This is a genomic window from Nonomuraea sp. B5E05, from assembly GCF_039880665.1.
GTDB lineage: Bacteria > Actinomycetota > Actinomycetes > Streptosporangiales > Streptosporangiaceae > Nonomuraea.
This window is the reverse complement of record NZ_JBDPMJ010000005.1, coordinates 65,605-81,325: the sequence shown is the minus strand read 5'-3', so window position 1 is coordinate 81,325 and position 15,721 is coordinate 65,605. Positions and strand designations below refer to the sequence as shown.

At 71.7% G+C, this 15,721-nt stretch carries 13 protein-coding genes; 8 read left to right on the top strand and 5 right to left on the bottom strand.

The window, feature by feature from the left end:
- Window positions 1-30: 30 nt before the first annotated feature.
- Complete coding sequence (locus tag ABGB01_RS11405) at window positions 31-969, top strand: hypothetical protein (protein WP_347773050.1); 939 nt, start codon at window positions 31-33, stop codon at window positions 967-969.
- Window positions 970-1,002: 33 nt separating this feature from the next.
- Here ABGB01_RS11405 and ABGB01_RS11400 read toward each other — a convergent pair whose 3' ends face one another.
- Window positions 1,003-2,496 carry a DUF885 family protein gene (locus ABGB01_RS11400; RefSeq protein WP_347773048.1) on the bottom strand — a complete coding sequence of 498 codons (1,494 nt, stop codon included), beginning with the start codon at window positions 2,494-2,496 and terminating at the stop codon, window positions 1,003-1,005.
- A 77-nt stretch (window positions 2,497-2,573) separates the two neighbouring features.
- On the opposite strand from ABGB01_RS11400, the gene ABGB01_RS11395 reads away from it, so the two are divergent.
- Window positions 2,574-3,317 (top strand): N-acetyltransferase, encoded by a 744-nt coding sequence (locus tag ABGB01_RS11395; RefSeq protein ID WP_347773046.1) that lies wholly within the window; start codon window positions 2,574-2,576, stop codon window positions 3,315-3,317.
- On the opposite strand, the gene ABGB01_RS11390 is transcribed toward ABGB01_RS11395, so the two are convergent.
- Window positions 3,314-3,910: a TetR/AcrR family transcriptional regulator gene (locus ABGB01_RS11390; RefSeq protein ID WP_347773044.1), complete on the bottom strand. Its 597-nt coding sequence runs from the start codon at window positions 3,908-3,910 to the stop codon at window positions 3,314-3,316. The two genes, ABGB01_RS11395 and ABGB01_RS11390, sit on opposite strands and share 4 nt — an antisense overlap.
- 130 nt (window positions 3,911-4,040) lie before the next feature.
- Here ABGB01_RS11390 and ABGB01_RS11385 point away from each other — a divergent pair, with 130 nt between their 5' ends.
- Window positions 4,041-6,287: a protein kinase gene (locus ABGB01_RS11385; protein WP_347773042.1), complete on the top strand. Its 2,247-nt coding sequence runs from the start codon at window positions 4,041-4,043 to the stop codon at window positions 6,285-6,287.
- A gap of 32 nt (window positions 6,288-6,319) precedes the next feature.
- Complete coding sequence (locus ABGB01_RS11380) at window positions 6,320-8,383, top strand: beta-propeller domain-containing protein (RefSeq protein WP_347773040.1); 2,064 nt, start codon at window positions 6,320-6,322, stop codon at window positions 8,381-8,383.
- Between the two features lie 4 nt (window positions 8,384-8,387).
- On the opposite strand, the gene ABGB01_RS11375 is transcribed toward ABGB01_RS11380, so the two are convergent.
- Both ABGB01_RS11375 and ABGB01_RS11370 read right to left on the bottom strand, forming a co-directional pair.
- The gene (locus ABGB01_RS11375) at window positions 8,388-10,121 is read right to left on the bottom strand and encodes a glycerol-3-phosphate dehydrogenase/oxidase (RefSeq protein WP_347773038.1); all 1,734 of its coding nucleotides are present in this window, start codon (window positions 10,119-10,121) and stop codon (window positions 8,388-8,390) included.
- Between the two features lie 77 nt (window positions 10,122-10,198).
- Entirely contained in the window at window positions 10,199-10,969 is a 771-nt protein-coding gene (locus ABGB01_RS11370) for a DeoR/GlpR family DNA-binding transcription regulator (protein WP_347773035.1), read from the bottom strand.
- A 129-nt stretch (window positions 10,970-11,098) separates the two neighbouring features.
- Here ABGB01_RS11370 and ABGB01_RS11365 point away from each other — a divergent pair, with 129 nt between their 5' ends.
- The 4 genes from ABGB01_RS11365 to ABGB01_RS11350 are packed head-to-tail and all read left to right on the top strand — an operon-like array spanning window position 11,099 to window position 14,928.
- Entirely contained in the window at window positions 11,099-11,971 is an 873-nt protein-coding gene (locus tag ABGB01_RS11365; protein WP_347773033.1) for a sugar isomerase, read from the top strand.
- The gene (gene nagA / locus ABGB01_RS11360) at window positions 11,968-13,104 is read left to right on the top strand and encodes an N-acetylglucosamine-6-phosphate deacetylase (RefSeq protein ID WP_347773031.1); all 1,137 of its coding nucleotides are present in this window, start codon (window positions 11,968-11,970) and stop codon (window positions 13,102-13,104) included. The genes ABGB01_RS11365 and nagA overlap by 4 nt, the downstream gene beginning before the upstream one ends.
- Window positions 13,101-14,090 carry a 1-phosphofructokinase family hexose kinase gene (locus tag ABGB01_RS11355; protein ID WP_347773029.1) on the top strand — a complete coding sequence of 330 codons (990 nt, stop codon included), beginning with the start codon at window positions 13,101-13,103 and terminating at the stop codon, window positions 14,088-14,090. The genes nagA and ABGB01_RS11355 overlap by 4 nt, the downstream gene beginning before the upstream one ends.
- Before the next feature lie 13 nt (window positions 14,091-14,103).
- Entirely contained in the window at window positions 14,104-14,928 is an 825-nt protein-coding gene (locus ABGB01_RS11350; protein ID WP_347773027.1) for a class II fructose-bisphosphate aldolase, read from the top strand.
- A 7-nt stretch (window positions 14,929-14,935) separates the two neighbouring features.
- On the opposite strand, the gene ABGB01_RS11345 is transcribed toward ABGB01_RS11350, so the two are convergent.
- Window positions 14,936-15,721, bottom strand: coding sequence for a phosphotransferase (locus ABGB01_RS11345; RefSeq protein ID WP_347773025.1), 786 nt, complete (start codon window positions 15,719-15,721; stop codon window positions 14,936-14,938).

The window sequence follows — 15,721 nt, the reverse complement described above, 5'->3', positions numbered from 1 at the left end:
TGGCTCCCGCTCTCGTGCTAACACAGAAGAATGGATCTTGTCTGGCCGGCGACGACCTGGGCTCTCTGGGTCGCCACCCTGGCCGCCGCCTTCCAGGTGTCCGGTCGCGACAGGACCCCGGAGCGGGAGCCGCGCCATCCGGCGCCCGCCCCCGTGGCGGAGCTCTTACGCGGCATGCGGGTGCAGGACGTGTTCCACTCGGCGCTGTTCGAGCTGGCCGGGCGCGGGTGGGCCATCGTGGAGGGCGACCGGCTGTCGTTGACACCGCGGCGGGCGGAACCCCTCCTGCCGTACGAGCAGTGGGTGCTCGATCAGGTGAGCACCCGGATGGGCGGGGCTCCGCGGGCCCCGGTGATCGCGCTCATGCCCGACGGGCAGGCGCTCGACCGCGAGTTCCTCCCCCTGGTCCGGCGGTGCGCCATCGACCTCGGGCTGGCGCGGCGGCGCTGGTCGAGCATGATCGTCCCGGTGCTGCTGGCCGGCGGGCTGGTGGTCCCGTGGTTCGCCACCGTGTCCGCGGCCGGCCTGTCATGGCCCGGGATGATCGCGACGATGGTGTCGTTCGTGGCCGGGTTCGGGCTGCTCCTGGCGGGCCGCGGGTTCCTGCTGACTCCCGCCGGACGTGAGGTCGCCGGGCCGGGGCACGTGGAGGTGAACCCGCAGCAGGAATGGATCTTCACGGGCAGCGGCTGGCGCGGCGTGGAGATCGTGCCGGCGGCCGCCGTCGCGCGGGGCCCCAAGCGGCAGGAGATCAGGGGCCACGTCGTCAAGCGCTGGGTCGAGGCCGGCACGGACAGCGAGAACACCTACCACATCGCGGTGCACGACGGCAGCTCGGAGACGGCCGTCGCGTTCCGGGTCAAGCAGGGCGTCTACCAGGACGTGCTGCCGGGCGACTCCGTACGCCTGCTGGTCAAGCCGCGCAGCGGCACGGTGGTGCGGGTGCTGGCCCACGAACGTCAGTGGTGAACCGGCAGCCGCCCGTCCCCGGATCACCAGACGCTACAGGATGGCTCCGATCAGGCCCAGAGGCGGCGAACCGAGATCGAACAGCGCCTTGTGGAAGCGCTGCAGGGTGAAGCCGGCGCCCCATTCCTTACGGGCCTGCTCGCGCAGGTCGCGGATGAGCAGCTTGCCCCACGTGTAACGGCCGTACGTCGGGTCGAACGACGCCCGTTCCGCCTCCGCCGTCGCGGCGGGGCCGGCCAGGTGCGTGTCCGACGCGAACCGTCTGGCACCCTCCTCGACCGTCATCTGGCCGGTGTGCACGCCGATCGCGCAGGCCAGCCGGGTGACGCGGATCAGCGCCTCCAGCCAGACGCCGATCTCGAAGCGGGGGTCGCCGGCCTCGAAGCCCTCCTCGACGCAGAGCTCCTCGGCGTAATGGGCCCAGCCCTCGATGAACGCGGTCGACTGCAGCAGCCTGCGCACCTCCGACGGCGCCCGCCGCAGCGCCCTGGCGTGCGAGAAGTGCCCGGGGGCGACCTCGTGCACGTTGATCGCGGGCAACGTGGTGCGGCTGAAGACCTCCAGCCACTCCTCCTGGTCCTGCCGCGGCCAGCTGGGGTCGGGCGGCGTGACGTGGTACCAGGAGGGGCCCTCGGGCTCGCCGGGCGCGTTCCACGACATCATGGCCATCGCCCAGCGGCGTGACTCGGGTGCCGGCCCGACCAGGCACTCGCCGTCGTGGTAGGGCACGAGGTCCTTCTCGCGGGTGAACGCGATGGCCTTCTCCGTGCCGATCCTGGCCGCCTCGATCACGCCGTCGGCGTCGGGGTGGTCCTTGACCAGCTCGCGTACGACGTCGAGCGGCGGGCGGCCCTGCTCCCCCAGCTTGGCGCAGGACTCGGCGAGCAGCGCCATGAGCCGGTCGCGCTCGGCGTCGGCCCGCTCCGCCAGCCTGCCCAGGTCGACGGGGAGCCCTTCGGCCGTGCCCATGAGGCCGGCCAGGGCCTCGCCGCCGAGTGCCGCGTCGGGGTCGCCCTCGTCCGCCGCCCGCTGGATGTGGGCGACGAGCCTGCCGTGTGCCTGCAGCGCGGTCTCGTCCGTGACCCCGGCGGCCAGGCCCTTGGCGGTGTTCACCAGGGATTTCGCGACGGGGGCCGGAATCAGGTCGAGCGCGTCGATCGCGTTGCTCACGGCTTCCGGCCACAGTGCGAGGTGGGCCGCCTTGGCCGCGGCGCGGTCGCCGGCCGTGGCGTAGTCGCGGTCGTAGCAGGCCAGGTCGAGGTTGGAGAGGTGGAGCAGCGGGTTCCTGCGGTGCAGGGCCAGCTCGCCGAACTGGGTGCGCAGGCCCACCTCGAACACCTCCAGGTGCCTGGCGTCGTGTGAGCCGGCGGGCGCGGCTCCCTCGCCGAGCCGGGCCAGTCCGGCGCGTACGCCGTCGGGTGACAGGTCCTGGATCCGGCCGTCGTACTCGTGCCTGCCGCCGCCCTCGCGCGCCTCGGGCACGATCAGGTCGGCGACGGCTCTCAACCTGGCGTCAAGTTCGGTCATGCCGCCGACGCTAGCGCACAACTTTGCGCAGATTAATGGCGCGCGTCCCAGTAGACCGGAATGCGAAACTGGGCCGTATGGCCCTCCAGATCACGACGCTCGCGGAGCGTCCGGAGCTCGCGTCGGCGTTGTGGGACATGGACCATACGTGGCAGGAGTTCATACTCAACGACCCGATCGCCGACCTGTTCTACGCGGTCGCCACCACCGCCTACGCCGACTACGTGCTCGTGGCCGACGACGACGCCGAGCCCGGCAGGCTGGTGGCGCGGGCGTGCATGATCCCATTCGTGGCGAGGGGGTCCGAGCTGCCCGACGACGGCTGGGACGCCGTGATCCGCTCGGGCCGGCTGGCCCGCGACCGCGGCACCCGGCCCGACGCCGTCTCCGCCCTGGAGATCACCGTGCGGCGCGACCTGCAGGGCACGGGGCTCTCCTCGCAGATGGTGGCGGCGATGCGCCGCCACGCCGCCGACCGCGGCTTCTACGAGCTCGTCGCGCCCGTCAGGCCCAGCACCAAACACCTCGAACCCCACACCCCCATGAGCGAGTACGCCTTCCGCACCCGCCCCGACGGCCTGCCCCATGACGCCTGGCTACGGGTGCACGTGCGGGCCGGAGGGAAGATCATCAAGGTGGCGCCGCGCTCGATGGTGATCGCGGGCACGCTCGCGGAGTGGCGAGAGTGGACCGGCCTGCCGTTCGACCGTACGGGGGCCGTCGAGGTGCCGGGGGCGCTCAATCCCGTGCACTGCGACGTGGAGCAGGACCACGCCGTCTATGTGGAGCCGAACGTCTGGGTCTGCCATCCGCTGGGCTAACCCTGCTCAGGGCGGAGGCGAAGTCCGTCGACGATCCGCCACATGGACCGGTGGCAGAGCGCGCGGAAGTCGTCCTCGTCCATCCCCATCCGGCCGCTCAGGAACTGCTGCACCAGACCCTGCGTGCACGACGAGACGGTCAGCGCGGTCTCGAGCACGTCGTCCTCGCGCAGCAGCCCCGTGCGCATGCCCTCCTCGGCGAGCTCCGCGAGGACGGCGAACGGCGGCCCCTGCCCGTCGCGGAAGTCCTCGGGGAAGCGGCGTGCCCCCGTCCACGCGTCGAGGACCAGGAACCGGTACAGGTGCCGGTTGCCGAGCGCGAAGTCGAGGAAGTCGTCGAGCGTCGCCGAGATCCGCTCCATGAGGTCCCCCGAGGGGGATCGCCGCCGCCACTCCGCGGCCAGCTCGCTCGCACTGCGGTTGGCGACGGCCCGCAGCAGCGCATCCCGGTTGGGGTAGTGCCGGTAGATGGCCATGGCGGTGATGCCCGCGGCGTCGCCGACGCGCCGCATGCTGACCGCGGCGGCGCCCTCCTCGTGGAGGATGCGCTGCGCGACGGTCACGATGCGCTCGGCCGTACCAGCACCCGTCACGTTTACAGCGTATGCGCAGGAGCGAGACGGCGGTGCTCCGATGGACGCCATGTGCCGGGAGGAAGAAGATTCGGTATCGCTACCGGCAGGTAGTTTTTGCTGATGCATGGCATGGGGACACAATTCCCCCATGGCATCCATCGCTCCGCTACGACCCGGAGATCCGCCACGGCTGGGCGGCCTGGATCTCACCGGCAGGCTAGGCGAAGGCGGCCAGGGCGTCGTCTACCTCGCCAACGACCCGTCGGGCACACGCGTGGCCGTCAAGTGGATGCGTCCCGACCTGGCGGGCGACCAGGTGAGCGTCGAGCGGTTCCTGCGCGAGGTCGAGGTGGCCCAGCAGGTCGCGCCGTTCTGCACCGCCGCCGTCCTCGGCACCGGCATCGAGCAGGACCGCCCCTACATCATCAGCGAGTTCATCGAAGGGCCGTCGTTACACCAGGTCGTGATGGAAGAGGGACCGCGCTCGGGCTCCGTCCTGCACCGGCTGGCCATCGGCACCGCCACCGCGCTGGCCGCCATCCACCAGGCCGGCATCGTGCACCGCGACTTCAAGCCCGCCAACGTGATCATCGGCGCCGACGGGCCCAGGGTGATCGACTTCGGCATCGCGCGGGCGCTGAACGCCACCGCGACGATCACCGGCACGGTCGTGGGCACGCCCGCGTACATGGCTCCCGAGCAGATCATGGGCCACACCGCCGGGCCGGCCGCCGACATGTTCTCGTGGGCCAGCACGATGGTCTTCGCCGCCTCCGCCCGGGCTCCGTTCGGCAGCGACACGATGCCCGCGGTGATCAACCGCGTGCTCAACCAGCACCCCGACCTCGGCAGGCTGGACGGCCAGCTGCGCGACGTGGTGGTCGCGTGCCTGGTCAAGGACCCCGCGCAACGGCCGACCGCCGAGCAGGTCATCATGCGGCTGCTGCAGCGCCCCGCCCCCAACGCCGGCATCCTCGCCGAGGCCGCCGCCGAGGCCGCGCCCCAGGCGCCCGGCGCCCATCACCGAGGACAACCGCCGGGGCCGCACTCAGCGCCACACTCCGGGCCCCACTCAACGCCGCACTCCGGACCGCACTCCGCGCCCCACTCAGCGCCGCACTCGGGGCCGCACTCGGGGCCGCACTCGGGGCCGCCTTTCGGCCGGCCGCACGGCCCGGTCGCGCCGCCGGGACCACACGCCGCCACGGTGCCGCCCCCGCACCCTCCCGGGCCCTGGCCGCCGGCGCGGCACGAGCAGATCGCCCATCAGCAGTACGCCACGCAACCTCAGCGCAAGAACAGGACCCCGCTGATCGTCGGCGTCACGGTGGCGGTCGCCCTGCTGCTGCTCGCCGGCGTGGTCGTGACCATCCAGGTCAACCAGGCCTCGCTCGCCGACCCGTCCCGCACCACGACCCCCGGGCCGTCGCGGACCACCGCGACGCGCGACCCGTCGCCGGGCACCACGCGGGCCGCCGTGCCGCCCACCGGCACGAAGACGCGACTCCCCGGCGGCGAGATCCACCTGTACGAAAATCCCGCCGACGCGATCTTCCTGACCTCCTACGAGATCAAGGACGAGAAGAAGGACGACTGGATCGACTACGCCAGGGACTCCCTGCACGGCTCGTTCACGAAGTACGCGGGCAACTGGGAGTCGCTGGTCTCGCCCGACGGCCGCTACCTCGCACACCGGGGCAGGAGCTACAGCTCCGACGACTTCGACTTCATCGTCGTCACCGACCAGGAGTCCGGCGAGCGTTCCACGATCAAGATCGTGAAGGAACCCCTGATCAGCACCATCAGGGCCTGGTCGAAAGACGGCGAGCGCATCCTGCTGAACACCGAGAAGAAGAACGGCGACGACTGGCTCCACCTGGGCTTCACCATCGTCGACGTGGCCACGAAGAAGGCCACCACCATCGACGTGGCCGACACCTCGATCCGCGGGACCGCCTTCGGCTTCGACGGCGCCGACGAGGGCACGGTCAACGTCTATGGGGACGAGAAGAACCAGGGCCTGCGCTTCTTCGACGCCGAGGGCAAGGCCACCCGCTCGTTCCCCGGCATCGGCACGATGTCGGCCGGCACGCAGGACATCTTCTCGCCCTCGGGGCGCGCGTTCGTCACCGACTGCCCCAACGGCGGTGGCGGGGACCACTGCATCTGGGACTCGGAGTCGGGCGAGCGCCTGCGCAAGTTCTCCTCCGACTGCGACAAGGTGCTCGGCTTCTACGACGAGAAGCACCTCTACTGCTGGGAGCAGGACAACGCCCCCAACGACGAGGTCCAGGTGATCGACTTCAGCGGGAAACTGCTGCGCAAGCTGCTGGAAGTGCCCGACGACATCAACTTCAGCCCGGCGTTCACCATCAATCCGGACAGAGTTTCCTGAACCATCCTGCCCGCACAACCGTGATGGAGGGCATGAAGACGCTGATCCGTACGGCCGTGACCGCCACGGCGCTGGCGACGGTGGCAGCCGCCTGCGCCTGCGCGCCGGAAGGGGCGCCGCCCGGCAGGACGAGCCTGGGCGCCGTCCGCCTGGTGGCCTACACCGGGTGCGACGACCTGCTCGCGGGCCTGCGCGAGCAGGCCGCCAGGAACGTCGGCCCGTACGGCTTCGGCAACGTCATGCCCATGACCGCCAGGGCGGAGGCGAAGGCCGACACCGGGGCCTACACGCCCGAGCACTCCACGACCAACGTGCACGAGGCGGGGGTGGACGAGCCCGACCTGGTCAAGACGGACGGCGACCGGCTCGTCACGGTCACGGACGGCACCCTGCGGATCATCGACACCGCCACGAGAAAGGTCACCGAGTCCCTCGACCTGACCGACGGCGACGGGGCCGGCGTCCCCGCCGACCTGCTGATCTCCGGGGACCGCGCGCTGGTCATGCTGCGCGGCGGCGGCGCCGTGTACCGCTCCTTCGGGCCGCCGCGCGACACGCGGTACGTGCTGGTCGACCTGGCCGGCGAGCCCAAGGTGCTGAGCACGGTCGAGCCGCAGGGCACGTACGTCGACGCCAGGATGGTCGGCTCGACGGTCAGGCTCGTCACCCGCAGCCAGCCGGACATCACGTTCCCGCAGGTCAGAAGGGGGGACATCCCGGAGGCCGAGCGCGTCAAGCGGAACCAGGAGGCCGTGCGCAAGGCGCCGGCCGAGGCCTGGCTGCCCAAGATCAAGATCACGGACGCGTCGGGGACGGCCGAGGAGAGCACCGTCGAGTGCGACCGGGTCAGCCACCCCGCCGACTACACCGGCACCTCGATGTTGACCGTGCACACCATCGACCTGGCCCGGGGCGTCACCGGCACCGACCCGATCGCCCTGGCGGCCGACGGCGACATCGTGTACGGCACGGGCGGCAGCCTCTACGTGGCCAGCAACCCGCTCTGGTGGGGCATGCCGTTCCGCCCGCTGCCGGTCGCCCCCACCACGAGGCCGGGCACTCCCACCAGCACCCCGGACATGACCGCCTCGCCGGACAGAGCCACCTCGCCTGGCGGCACCTCGCGAGGCGTGGCCCCGGCTGAGGAACCCACTCCCAGCGAGTTCGTCGTGACGGCCACCGTGACGGAGAGCCCCACGCTCACGGTGTCGGCCACGTCCTCGCCGCCTCCGGTGCCCCGGCCGGCTCCCACGCTCCCGCCCGAGGAGACGCAGATCCACCGGTTCGACGTCTCCAAGCCGGGCCCGCCAGCCTACGTGGCGTCGGGGAAGGTGGCGGGACGCCTGCTGAACCAGTACTCGCTGTCGGAGCACGAAGGCCACCTCCGCGTCGCCACCACGCTCAACTCCCGGGAGGGCCAGAGCAGTTCGAGCACCGTCCACGTGCTCGACGCCGCCACCATGGAGAAGAAGGGCGAGGTCGGCGGCCTCGGCAAGGGCGAGCGCATCTACTCGGTCCGGTTCATCGGCCCCGTCGGCTACGCCGTCACGTTCAAGCAGGTCGATCCCCTCTACACCCTCGACCTGCGCGACCCGGCGGCGCCCAGGGTGACCGGCGAGCTGAAGATCACCGGCTACTCCGCCTACCTCCACCCGGCCGGCGACGGCCGGCTGATCGGCATCGGCCAGGAGGCGAACGAGGAGGGCAGGACGCAGGGCACGCAGGTGTCGTTGTTCGACGTCAGCGACCCCGCCTCCCCGCGCAGGTTGTCGCAGCTGTTCCAGAAGGACTCCGGCTCCGAGGCCGAGTGGGACCCGCACGCCTTCCTCTACTGGCCCAGGACCGGCCTGGCGGTGATCCCGCTGAGGAGCGGCGACGAGTCGGGCGCGCTCGCGCTGAAGATCGACGACTCGGGCGTGTCGAAGCTCGGCATGATCAGGCATCCGGCACAGCGCGGGGAGAACGAGCGCGGCTTCCAGCCCGGCATCCAGCGCTCGGTGGTCATCGGCGATTCCCTGTGGACGGTCTCCCCTCAGGGCGTGCAGGTCAACGACGCCGCCACGCTCGCCGAGCAGGCGTGGATCCCGGCAGGCTGATCGGCTAGGACTCGGGCGCGACCACGGGGACGATCTCCGGCGCGCCGAGCCTGATCGCGTCGGCCTCCTGGTCGGAGTCCTGTTCCTGGGAGCGGCGCTCGGCCTCCACGCGTTTGGTGAAATATCCCACCTCCCGCTTGACCTGCTCGCCGTCCCAGCCGAGCGGCTCGGCGAGCAGTTCGGCCGACTCCTGCGCCACGGCCACGCCCCGGTGGAAGGTCTCGATGGAGATGCGCGTACGCCGGGTGAGCACGTCGTTGAGATGCCGGGCGCCCTCGTGCGTGGCGGCGTAGACGATCTCGGCGCGCAGGTAGTCGTCGGCGCCGCTCAGCGGCCTGCCCAGCGACGGGTCACGCTCGATCAGCTCCAGCACCTCGTCGATCAGCGAGCCGTAACGCTGCAGCAGGTGCTCGATCCTGGCCACGTGCAGCCCGGAGGTGTGGGCGATGCGGTGCCGGGAGTTCCACAGCGCCTGGTAGCCCTCCGCGCCGGCCAGCGGGATGCGGTCGGTGCACGAAGAGGGCACCCGCTGGTCGAGGCCGTGCGCCACGGCGTCGACCGCGTCACGCGCCATGACCCGGTAGGTGGTGTATTTTCCGCCGGCGGTCATCACCAGGCCCGGCACCGGATGGGCGACCACGTGCTCCCTGGACAGCTTGGACGTCTCGTCCGACTCGCCCGTCAGCAGCGGGCGCAGCCCCGCGTAGACTCCTTCGACGTCGTCGCGGCTCAGGGGCACGGAGAGCACGGCGTTGACGTGGTCGAGCAGGTAGTCGATGTCGGCCCTGGAGGCGGCCGGGTGGCCCTTGTCGAGGGTCCACTCCGTGTCGGTGGTGCCGATGATCCAGTGCCGTCCCCAGGGGATCACGAAGAGCACGGACTTCTCCGTACGCAGGATGATCCCGGTCAGCGACTGGATCCGGTCGCGCGGCACGACGAGGTGGATGCCCTTGGAGGCGCGTACGTGGATCTGGCCCCGGCCGCCGACCAGTTCCTGGATGTCGTCGGTCCAGACCCCGGTGGCGTTGACGACCTGCTGGGCGCGGATCTCGAACTCCTCGCCGCTCTCCAGGTCGCGCACCCGCACGCCGGTGACCCGCTCCCCCTCCCGCAGGAACCCCACCACCTGCGCCCGGGGAGCGATGTGGGCGCCGTAGGTGGCCGCGGTGCGCAACATGGTCATCACGTATCGGGCGTCGTCGACCTGCGCGTCCCAGTACTGGATGGCGCCGGTGAACGCGCTGCGCTTCAGCGCGGGCGCCAGCCGCCGCGCCCGCGACCTGGACAGGTGCCGGTGGCCGGGCACGCCGCGGGTGAGCCCTGAGGCGAAGCCGAGCGTGTCGTAGAGAGCCACGCCCGCGCCGACGTAGGCCCGTTCCCAGGCGTAGTGGGTCAGCGGGAAGAGGAACGGCACCGGCCTGACGAGGTGGGGCGCGATGTGCCGCAGCAGCAGCGCCCGCTCCTGGAGGGCCTCGCGCACCAGTTCGAAGTTGAGCTGCTCCAGGTAGCGCAGGCCGCCGTGGATGAGCTTGGAGGAGCGCGACGAGGTGCCGGAGGCGAAGTCACGGGCCTCGACCAGCCCCACGTCGAGCCCGCGGGTGGCGGCGTCGAGAGCCACCCCCGCTCCCACGATGCCCCCGCCGACCACGACCACGTCGAGCTCTCGCGCGGCCATGCGTTCCAGCGCCTCGGCGCGCTCGGCAGGCCCGAGACGGGCCACAGTCCTTCCCGACGCCATATTTCCCCCTGGGATGGCTTTGTCGCCTGTGTCCCGTTCCTACCCTCCCCGACATCACCCTGTAACGCCTGAGCGGGTCAGGCGCGTACGACCTTTACCCCCGCCTCTGTCAGCTCACCGGCCAGATCGTCGGAGAGCTGGGCGTCGGTGACGAGTGTGTCGATCTGTCCGATCGGGCAGATGCGGGAGAACGCCCGCTTGCCCACCTTGGAGGAGTCGGCCACCACGACGACCTGCCCGGCGCGGCTGATCAGCAGGTTGTTGACGCTCGCCTCGCCCTCGTGGTGCGCCGACGCGCCCAGCCCGATGTCCAGCGCGTCGACCCCGAGGAAGGCCACGTCCAGCGTCACCTGCTCCAGCACCCCGGTCGCCAGCGGCCCTATGAGTTCGTACGACTGCTGCCTGGCCACACCCCCGGTCACCACGATCTTGACGTGCTGGCGGACGGTGAGCTCGGCGGCGATGTTGAGCGCGTTGGTGACGATGGTGAAGCCGCTCTCCAGCGCGGGCGCCGTGGCGAGCGTACGAGCCAGCTCGGAGGTGGTGGTGCCGCCGTTGAGCCCCACCACGCCGCCTGGCGTCACGAACTCCGCCGCGGCGGCCGCGATGCGCTGTTTCTCGTCGGCGTGCCGGGCGGTCTTGTAGCGCAGCGGCAGATCGTAGCTCACGCTCTGGGCCACCGCTCCACCCCGCGTGCGCATGAGCATCTGCTGCTGGGCGAGCTGGTCGAAGTCCCGCCGGATGGTCGCGGTGGAGACGTCGAGCGCCTGCGATGCCTCCTCGACCGAGAGCCTGCCCTCCTGGGAGAGCAGCTCGAGGATGGCGTTCCAGCGGTCGTAGCGGGACACGAGGCCTCCCTGATGGACGAGGTCAGGAGCAAGCGTCGCACACCCTGGAGAGCCGGAGCCACCAGTGTCCGTTTATGCTCCTACCTGGTATAAAAAACGCAGAAACAATCAATCATGGGGAGGCACGTGGTGACCAGCCACACCGAGGCCGAGATCGTGTCCCAGCCGTCGTGCTGGCGCCGCGCCGTCGCGAACGTTCCCGCCGACGCGCTGCCGCGCCACGGGGAGCGGGTGGCCGTCGTCGGCTGCGGCACGTCATGGTTCATCGCGATGGCGTACGCGGCGCTGCGGGAGCGGGCCGGGCACGGCGAGACCGACGCCTTCGCCGCTTCCGAGGCGCCCTCAGGCCGGTCGTACGACCGCGTGCTCGCGCTGACCCGCTCGGGCACCACCACCGAGGTGCTGGAATTGCTCGCCCGCACCACAACGAGGACCACGGCCATCACCGCCGACCCGGAGACGCCGATCATGCGGGCCGCCGGCGAGGTCGTGGTGCTCGACTACGCCGACGAGCGCTCGGTCGTGCAGACCAGGTTCGCCACCACGCAGCTGGCCCTGCTGCGGGCCAGCCTCGGCGAAGACCTCACCCAGGCGATCGAGGACGCCGAGCAGGCCGTGGCCGCGCCGCTCCCCGACGAGCTGGTCAAGGCCGAGCAGTTCAGCTTCCTCGGCGCCGGCTGGACGGTCGGGCTGGCCCAGGAGGCCGCACTGAAGATGCGCGAGGCGTCCCGTTCGTGGACGGAGGCGTACCCGGCGATGGAATATCGGCACGGTCCGATCAGCATCGCCGGCCCCGGGCGCGTCACCTGGATGCTCGGCACCGCTCCCGCCGGTCTGCGCGCGCAGGTCGAGCAGGCGGGCGGCACGTTCTTCGAGAGCGGGCTCGACCCCATGGCCGAGCTGGTCCGCGCCCAGCGGGTGGCCGTCGCGCGCGCGTTCGCCCAGCAGCTGAACCCCGACGAACCCATGCACCTCACGCGATCTGTGATTCTGTCTCCATGAGCCTTACTCTTGCCGACGCCAGGATCGTGACACCCGTGGGAGTTCACGAGGGGTGGCTGACCATCGAAGACGGCCGCATCACGCATGTCGGCCACGGATCCGCCCCCGGTCCCGGCCTGAGCGTGGGCGGAAAGCACGTCGTGCCCGGATTCGTCGACATCCACAACCACGGCGGTGCGGGCGGCTCCTTCCCGACCGGCGATCTCGACCGGGCCCGTGACGCGGTGGCGCTGCACCGGCGCCACGGCACCACCACGACGATGGCCAGCCTGGTCACCGAGACCCCGGACAACCTGCTCAGAGCGGCGTCGGCGCTGGCCGAGCTCTGTGACGAAGGGCTGCTGGCCGGCGTGCACTTCGAGGGCCCCTACATCTCCAGGGCCCGCTGCGGCGCGCACGACCCCGCGCTGCTGCGCGAGCCCTCGCCGCAGGAGTTCGCCGAGCTGGCCAAGGCCGGGCGCGGCCACGTACGCATGGTAACCATCGCGCCCGAGCTGCCCGGCGCGCTCGACACGATCCGGCTGGCCGTCTCCGAGGGTGTGATCGCCGCCGTGGGCCACAGCGACGCCGGCTACGACCAGACCATCGCCGGCATCGAGGCCGGCGCGAGCGTGGCCACCCACCTCTACAACGCGATGCCGCCGCTCGGGCACCGCGCCCCCGGGCCGATCGCCGCACTGCTCGACGACGAGCGGGTGACGATCGAGCTGATCAACGACGGCGTGCACGTGCATCCGGCCATGCTGCGGCTGGCCTACGAAGTGGCGGGCCCCGGCCGGACCGCGCTGATCACCGACGCGATGTCGGCCGCCGGCCTCGGCGACGGCGACTACGTGCTCGGCTCGATGGCGGTGCGCGTGGACGGCGGCGTGGCCAGGCTCGTCGAGGGCGGCTCGATCGCGGGCTCCACGCTGACCATGGACGTCGCGTTCCGGCGCAGCGTGCGGGAAGTGGGCATGTCGCTGCCCGACGCCGTGCAGGTGGCCTCGCTGACGCCGGCGCGGATCCTCGGCCTGGCCGACCGGATCGGCTCGATCGCCGTCGGCAAGGCCGCCGACCTGGTGGTGTTGTCCGACGCGCTGGAGGTGACCGGGGTGATGAAGGACGGCGTCTGGGTGACGGAGCCCGGATGATCCTCACCGTGACGCTCAACCTCGCCCTCGACGTGACCTACCGGCTCCCCGAGATCGACTGGGACGGCGTCAACCGGGTCGGCGCGGTGCACAGGCGGGCCGGCGGCAAGGGTGTCAACGTGGCCCGCGTGCTGGCGACACTGGGCCACGAAGTGCTGGTCGCCGGCCTCGCGGGCGGGCCGACGGGGCAGGCCATCGAAGGCGATCTGCGCGCGGCCGGGCTGCCGAGCGCCCTGACGCCCATCGCCGCCGACTCCCGCACCACCCTGGCCGTCACGGAAGCACTCCACCCGTCCCCAGCACGCGCCCGACCCGGTTCCGGGCAGGCCCGCGCGGAAACGCCCGGCGTCGCGGCGCGCGGCGCCGGGGCCGGGCGTACGGCGCTGTTCAACGAGCCCGGTCCCGAGGTGACCCCCGGCGAGCTGGAGAGCTTCGTACGGCGCTACGAGACGCTCGTGGCCGCCGCCGACGCGGTCGTCCTGTCGGGAAGCCTGCCGCGCGGCGTGCCCCTCGACACGTACGCCGCCCTCGCCGCGATCGCGGCCGGCGAGGGCGTGCCCGCGATCGTGGACGCCGACGGTGAGCCGCTGCGCCACGCGCCCGAGGGCCGTCCTTCCGTCGTCAAGCCCAACGCGGAGGAGCTGGCCAGGGCGATGCCCGGCGGCGACCCCGCTGAGAGCGCCCAGGCGCTGCGCGAGCGGGGGGCCGAAGCCGTGGTGGTGTCCATGGGCGCAGGCGGGCTGCTGGCGGTCACCGGGGAGGGAACGTTCAGGGCACGCATGCCGTACACCGTGGGGGGAAACCCGACCGGGGCGGGCGACTCGCTGGTCGCCGGGCTGGCGCTGGGGCTGGTGGAGCGGGCGCCGTGGCCTGACAGACTGAGGCGGGCCGCGGCGCTGGGCGCGGCGGCCGTGGCCGCGCCCGTGGCCGGCGACTTCGACCCCGACGTGTACGCCGACATCCACCCCAAGATCATCATTACGTAAAGGAGCAAGTGCCATGCCCCTCGCCGCCATCGGCGACATCGTCAGCCAGTCGCCCGCAGGGGTGGGCGCGTTCAACGTGATCCAGCTCGAACACGCCACCGCCATCGTGATCGGCGCGGAGGCGCTGGGGTTGCCGGTCGTATTGCAGATCAGCGAGAACTGCGTGCGCTACCACGGCGCGCTGGAGCCGGTCGCGCTGGCCGCGCTCGCGGTCGCCCGCCGGGCCGAGGTGCCGGTCGCGGTCCACCTCGACCACGCCACCGACAGGGCACTCGTCGAGGAGGCGGTGGAGCTCGGGCTGGGCTCGGTGATGTACGACGCTTCCGCCCTGCCCGACGAGGACAACGTCGCCGACACCGCCGAGGTGGTCGCCTGGTGCCACGGGCGCGGCGTGTGGGTGGAGGCCGAGCTGGGCGAGGTCGGGGGCAAGGACGGCGTGCACGCGCCGGGCGCCCGTACCAAACCGCACGAGGCCGTCGACTACGTGACCAGGACGGGCGTGGACGCGCTGGCCGTCGCGGTGGGCACCTCGCACGCCATGACGTCCAAGGACGCGGTGCTCGACCTGGAGCTCATCGCCGAGCTGCGGGCCGCGGTGCCGGTGCCGCTGGTGCTGCACGGCTCGTCGGGGGTGCCTGACGACGTGCTGCGTGAGGCCGTCGGGAAGGGCATGAAGAAGATCAACATCGCGACCCACCTGAACAAGGCGTTCACCGGCGCCGTCCGCGACTATCTGGCCCACGACGAGCGGGTCGTCGACTCCAGGAAATATCTCAAGGCAGGACGCGACGCGGTGTCCAGAGAGGTCACGCACCTGCTCGGCGTGCTCACGGGCTGAGCCGCTTTCAGGCGCCCAGCGCCGCCAGCACCCGCCCGGCCTGCCGCTCGAAGGTGCCGGGCGGGTTGCGCGGGGACTCGAGGGAGTCGTGGGCCAGCAGGAACAACCACATCAGGGCGTGCAGCCTGCGGTGCTCGCGCGTCCGCCGCTCCTCCTGCGGGCTCAGGCCGAACGCGGACGCGATCTCCACCTCGCCGTCCACCCACATCGACACGTGCTCGGCCACCTCCGCCACCTCGTACGCCACGTCGCTGCGCCCTGAGTCCTCGAAGTCGACCAGGCGGACGCGAGAACCGTCCCACAGGAAGTTGGCCAGGTTGCCGTCTCCCGCGCCGAACGCGGGCGTGACCCCCGACTCGCCCGGCGACCAGCTCTCCAGCCACCGCGACCCCTCGTCGACGGCCTTGCCGTCCAGCGGCCCCCTGGGCTGCCAGGCCGCGGCGCGCCGCCTGATCCAGTCGGCGACCGCCGTGCTCGACCACGGGCGCACGGGAACGTCCCGCAGGACGCCGTACGGGATGGCGGCGTGCAGCCGGGCGCGCGCCTCGGCCATGGCGGCGACGTGCTCGGCCCGCACCTCGATCCCGCGCATCGGCAGCCCGTCGATCCTGGTCATCGTGACCGAGCGGCCGTCGAAGGCCACGGGCTCGGGGGCCAGCCCCGGAGCGTGCTCGGCCAGGAGGGTCAGCGCCCGCCATTCGCGCTCTGCCGCGCCCGGCTTGCCGTCCACGTACCGCTTGGTGATGAGATCGCCTTCTTGGACGAGCTCGTGCGTGTGCCGATGATCAGTCAT

Coding starts and splice junctions, on each gene's coding strand:
- ABGB01_RS11405 (WP_347773050.1), top strand. CDS start 31: ATGGATCTTGTCTGGCCGGCGACGACCTGGGCTCTCTGGGTCGCCACC.
- ABGB01_RS11400 (WP_347773048.1), bottom strand. CDS start 2,496: ATGACCGAACTTGACGCCAGGTTGAGAGCCGTCGCCGACCTGATCGTG.
- ABGB01_RS11395 (WP_347773046.1), top strand. CDS start 2,574: ATGGCCCTCCAGATCACGACGCTCGCGGAGCGTCCGGAGCTCGCGTCG.
- ABGB01_RS11385 (WP_347773042.1), top strand. CDS start 4,041: ATGGCATCCATCGCTCCGCTACGACCCGGAGATCCGCCACGGCTGGGC.
- ABGB01_RS11380 (WP_347773040.1), top strand. CDS start 6,320: ATGAAGACGCTGATCCGTACGGCCGTGACCGCCACGGCGCTGGCGACG.
- ABGB01_RS11375 (WP_347773038.1), bottom strand. CDS start 10,121: ATGGCGTCGGGAAGGACTGTGGCCCGTCTCGGGCCTGCCGAGCGCGCC.
- nagA (WP_347773031.1), top strand. CDS start 11,968: ATGAGCCTTACTCTTGCCGACGCCAGGATCGTGACACCCGTGGGAGTT.
- ABGB01_RS11355 (WP_347773029.1), top strand. CDS start 13,101: ATGATCCTCACCGTGACGCTCAACCTCGCCCTCGACGTGACCTACCGG.
- ABGB01_RS11350 (WP_347773027.1), top strand. CDS start 14,104: ATGCCCCTCGCCGCCATCGGCGACATCGTCAGCCAGTCGCCCGCAGGG.
- ABGB01_RS11345 (WP_347773025.1), bottom strand. CDS start 15,721: ATGACTGATCATCGGCACACGCACGAGCTCGTCCAAGAAGGCGATCTC.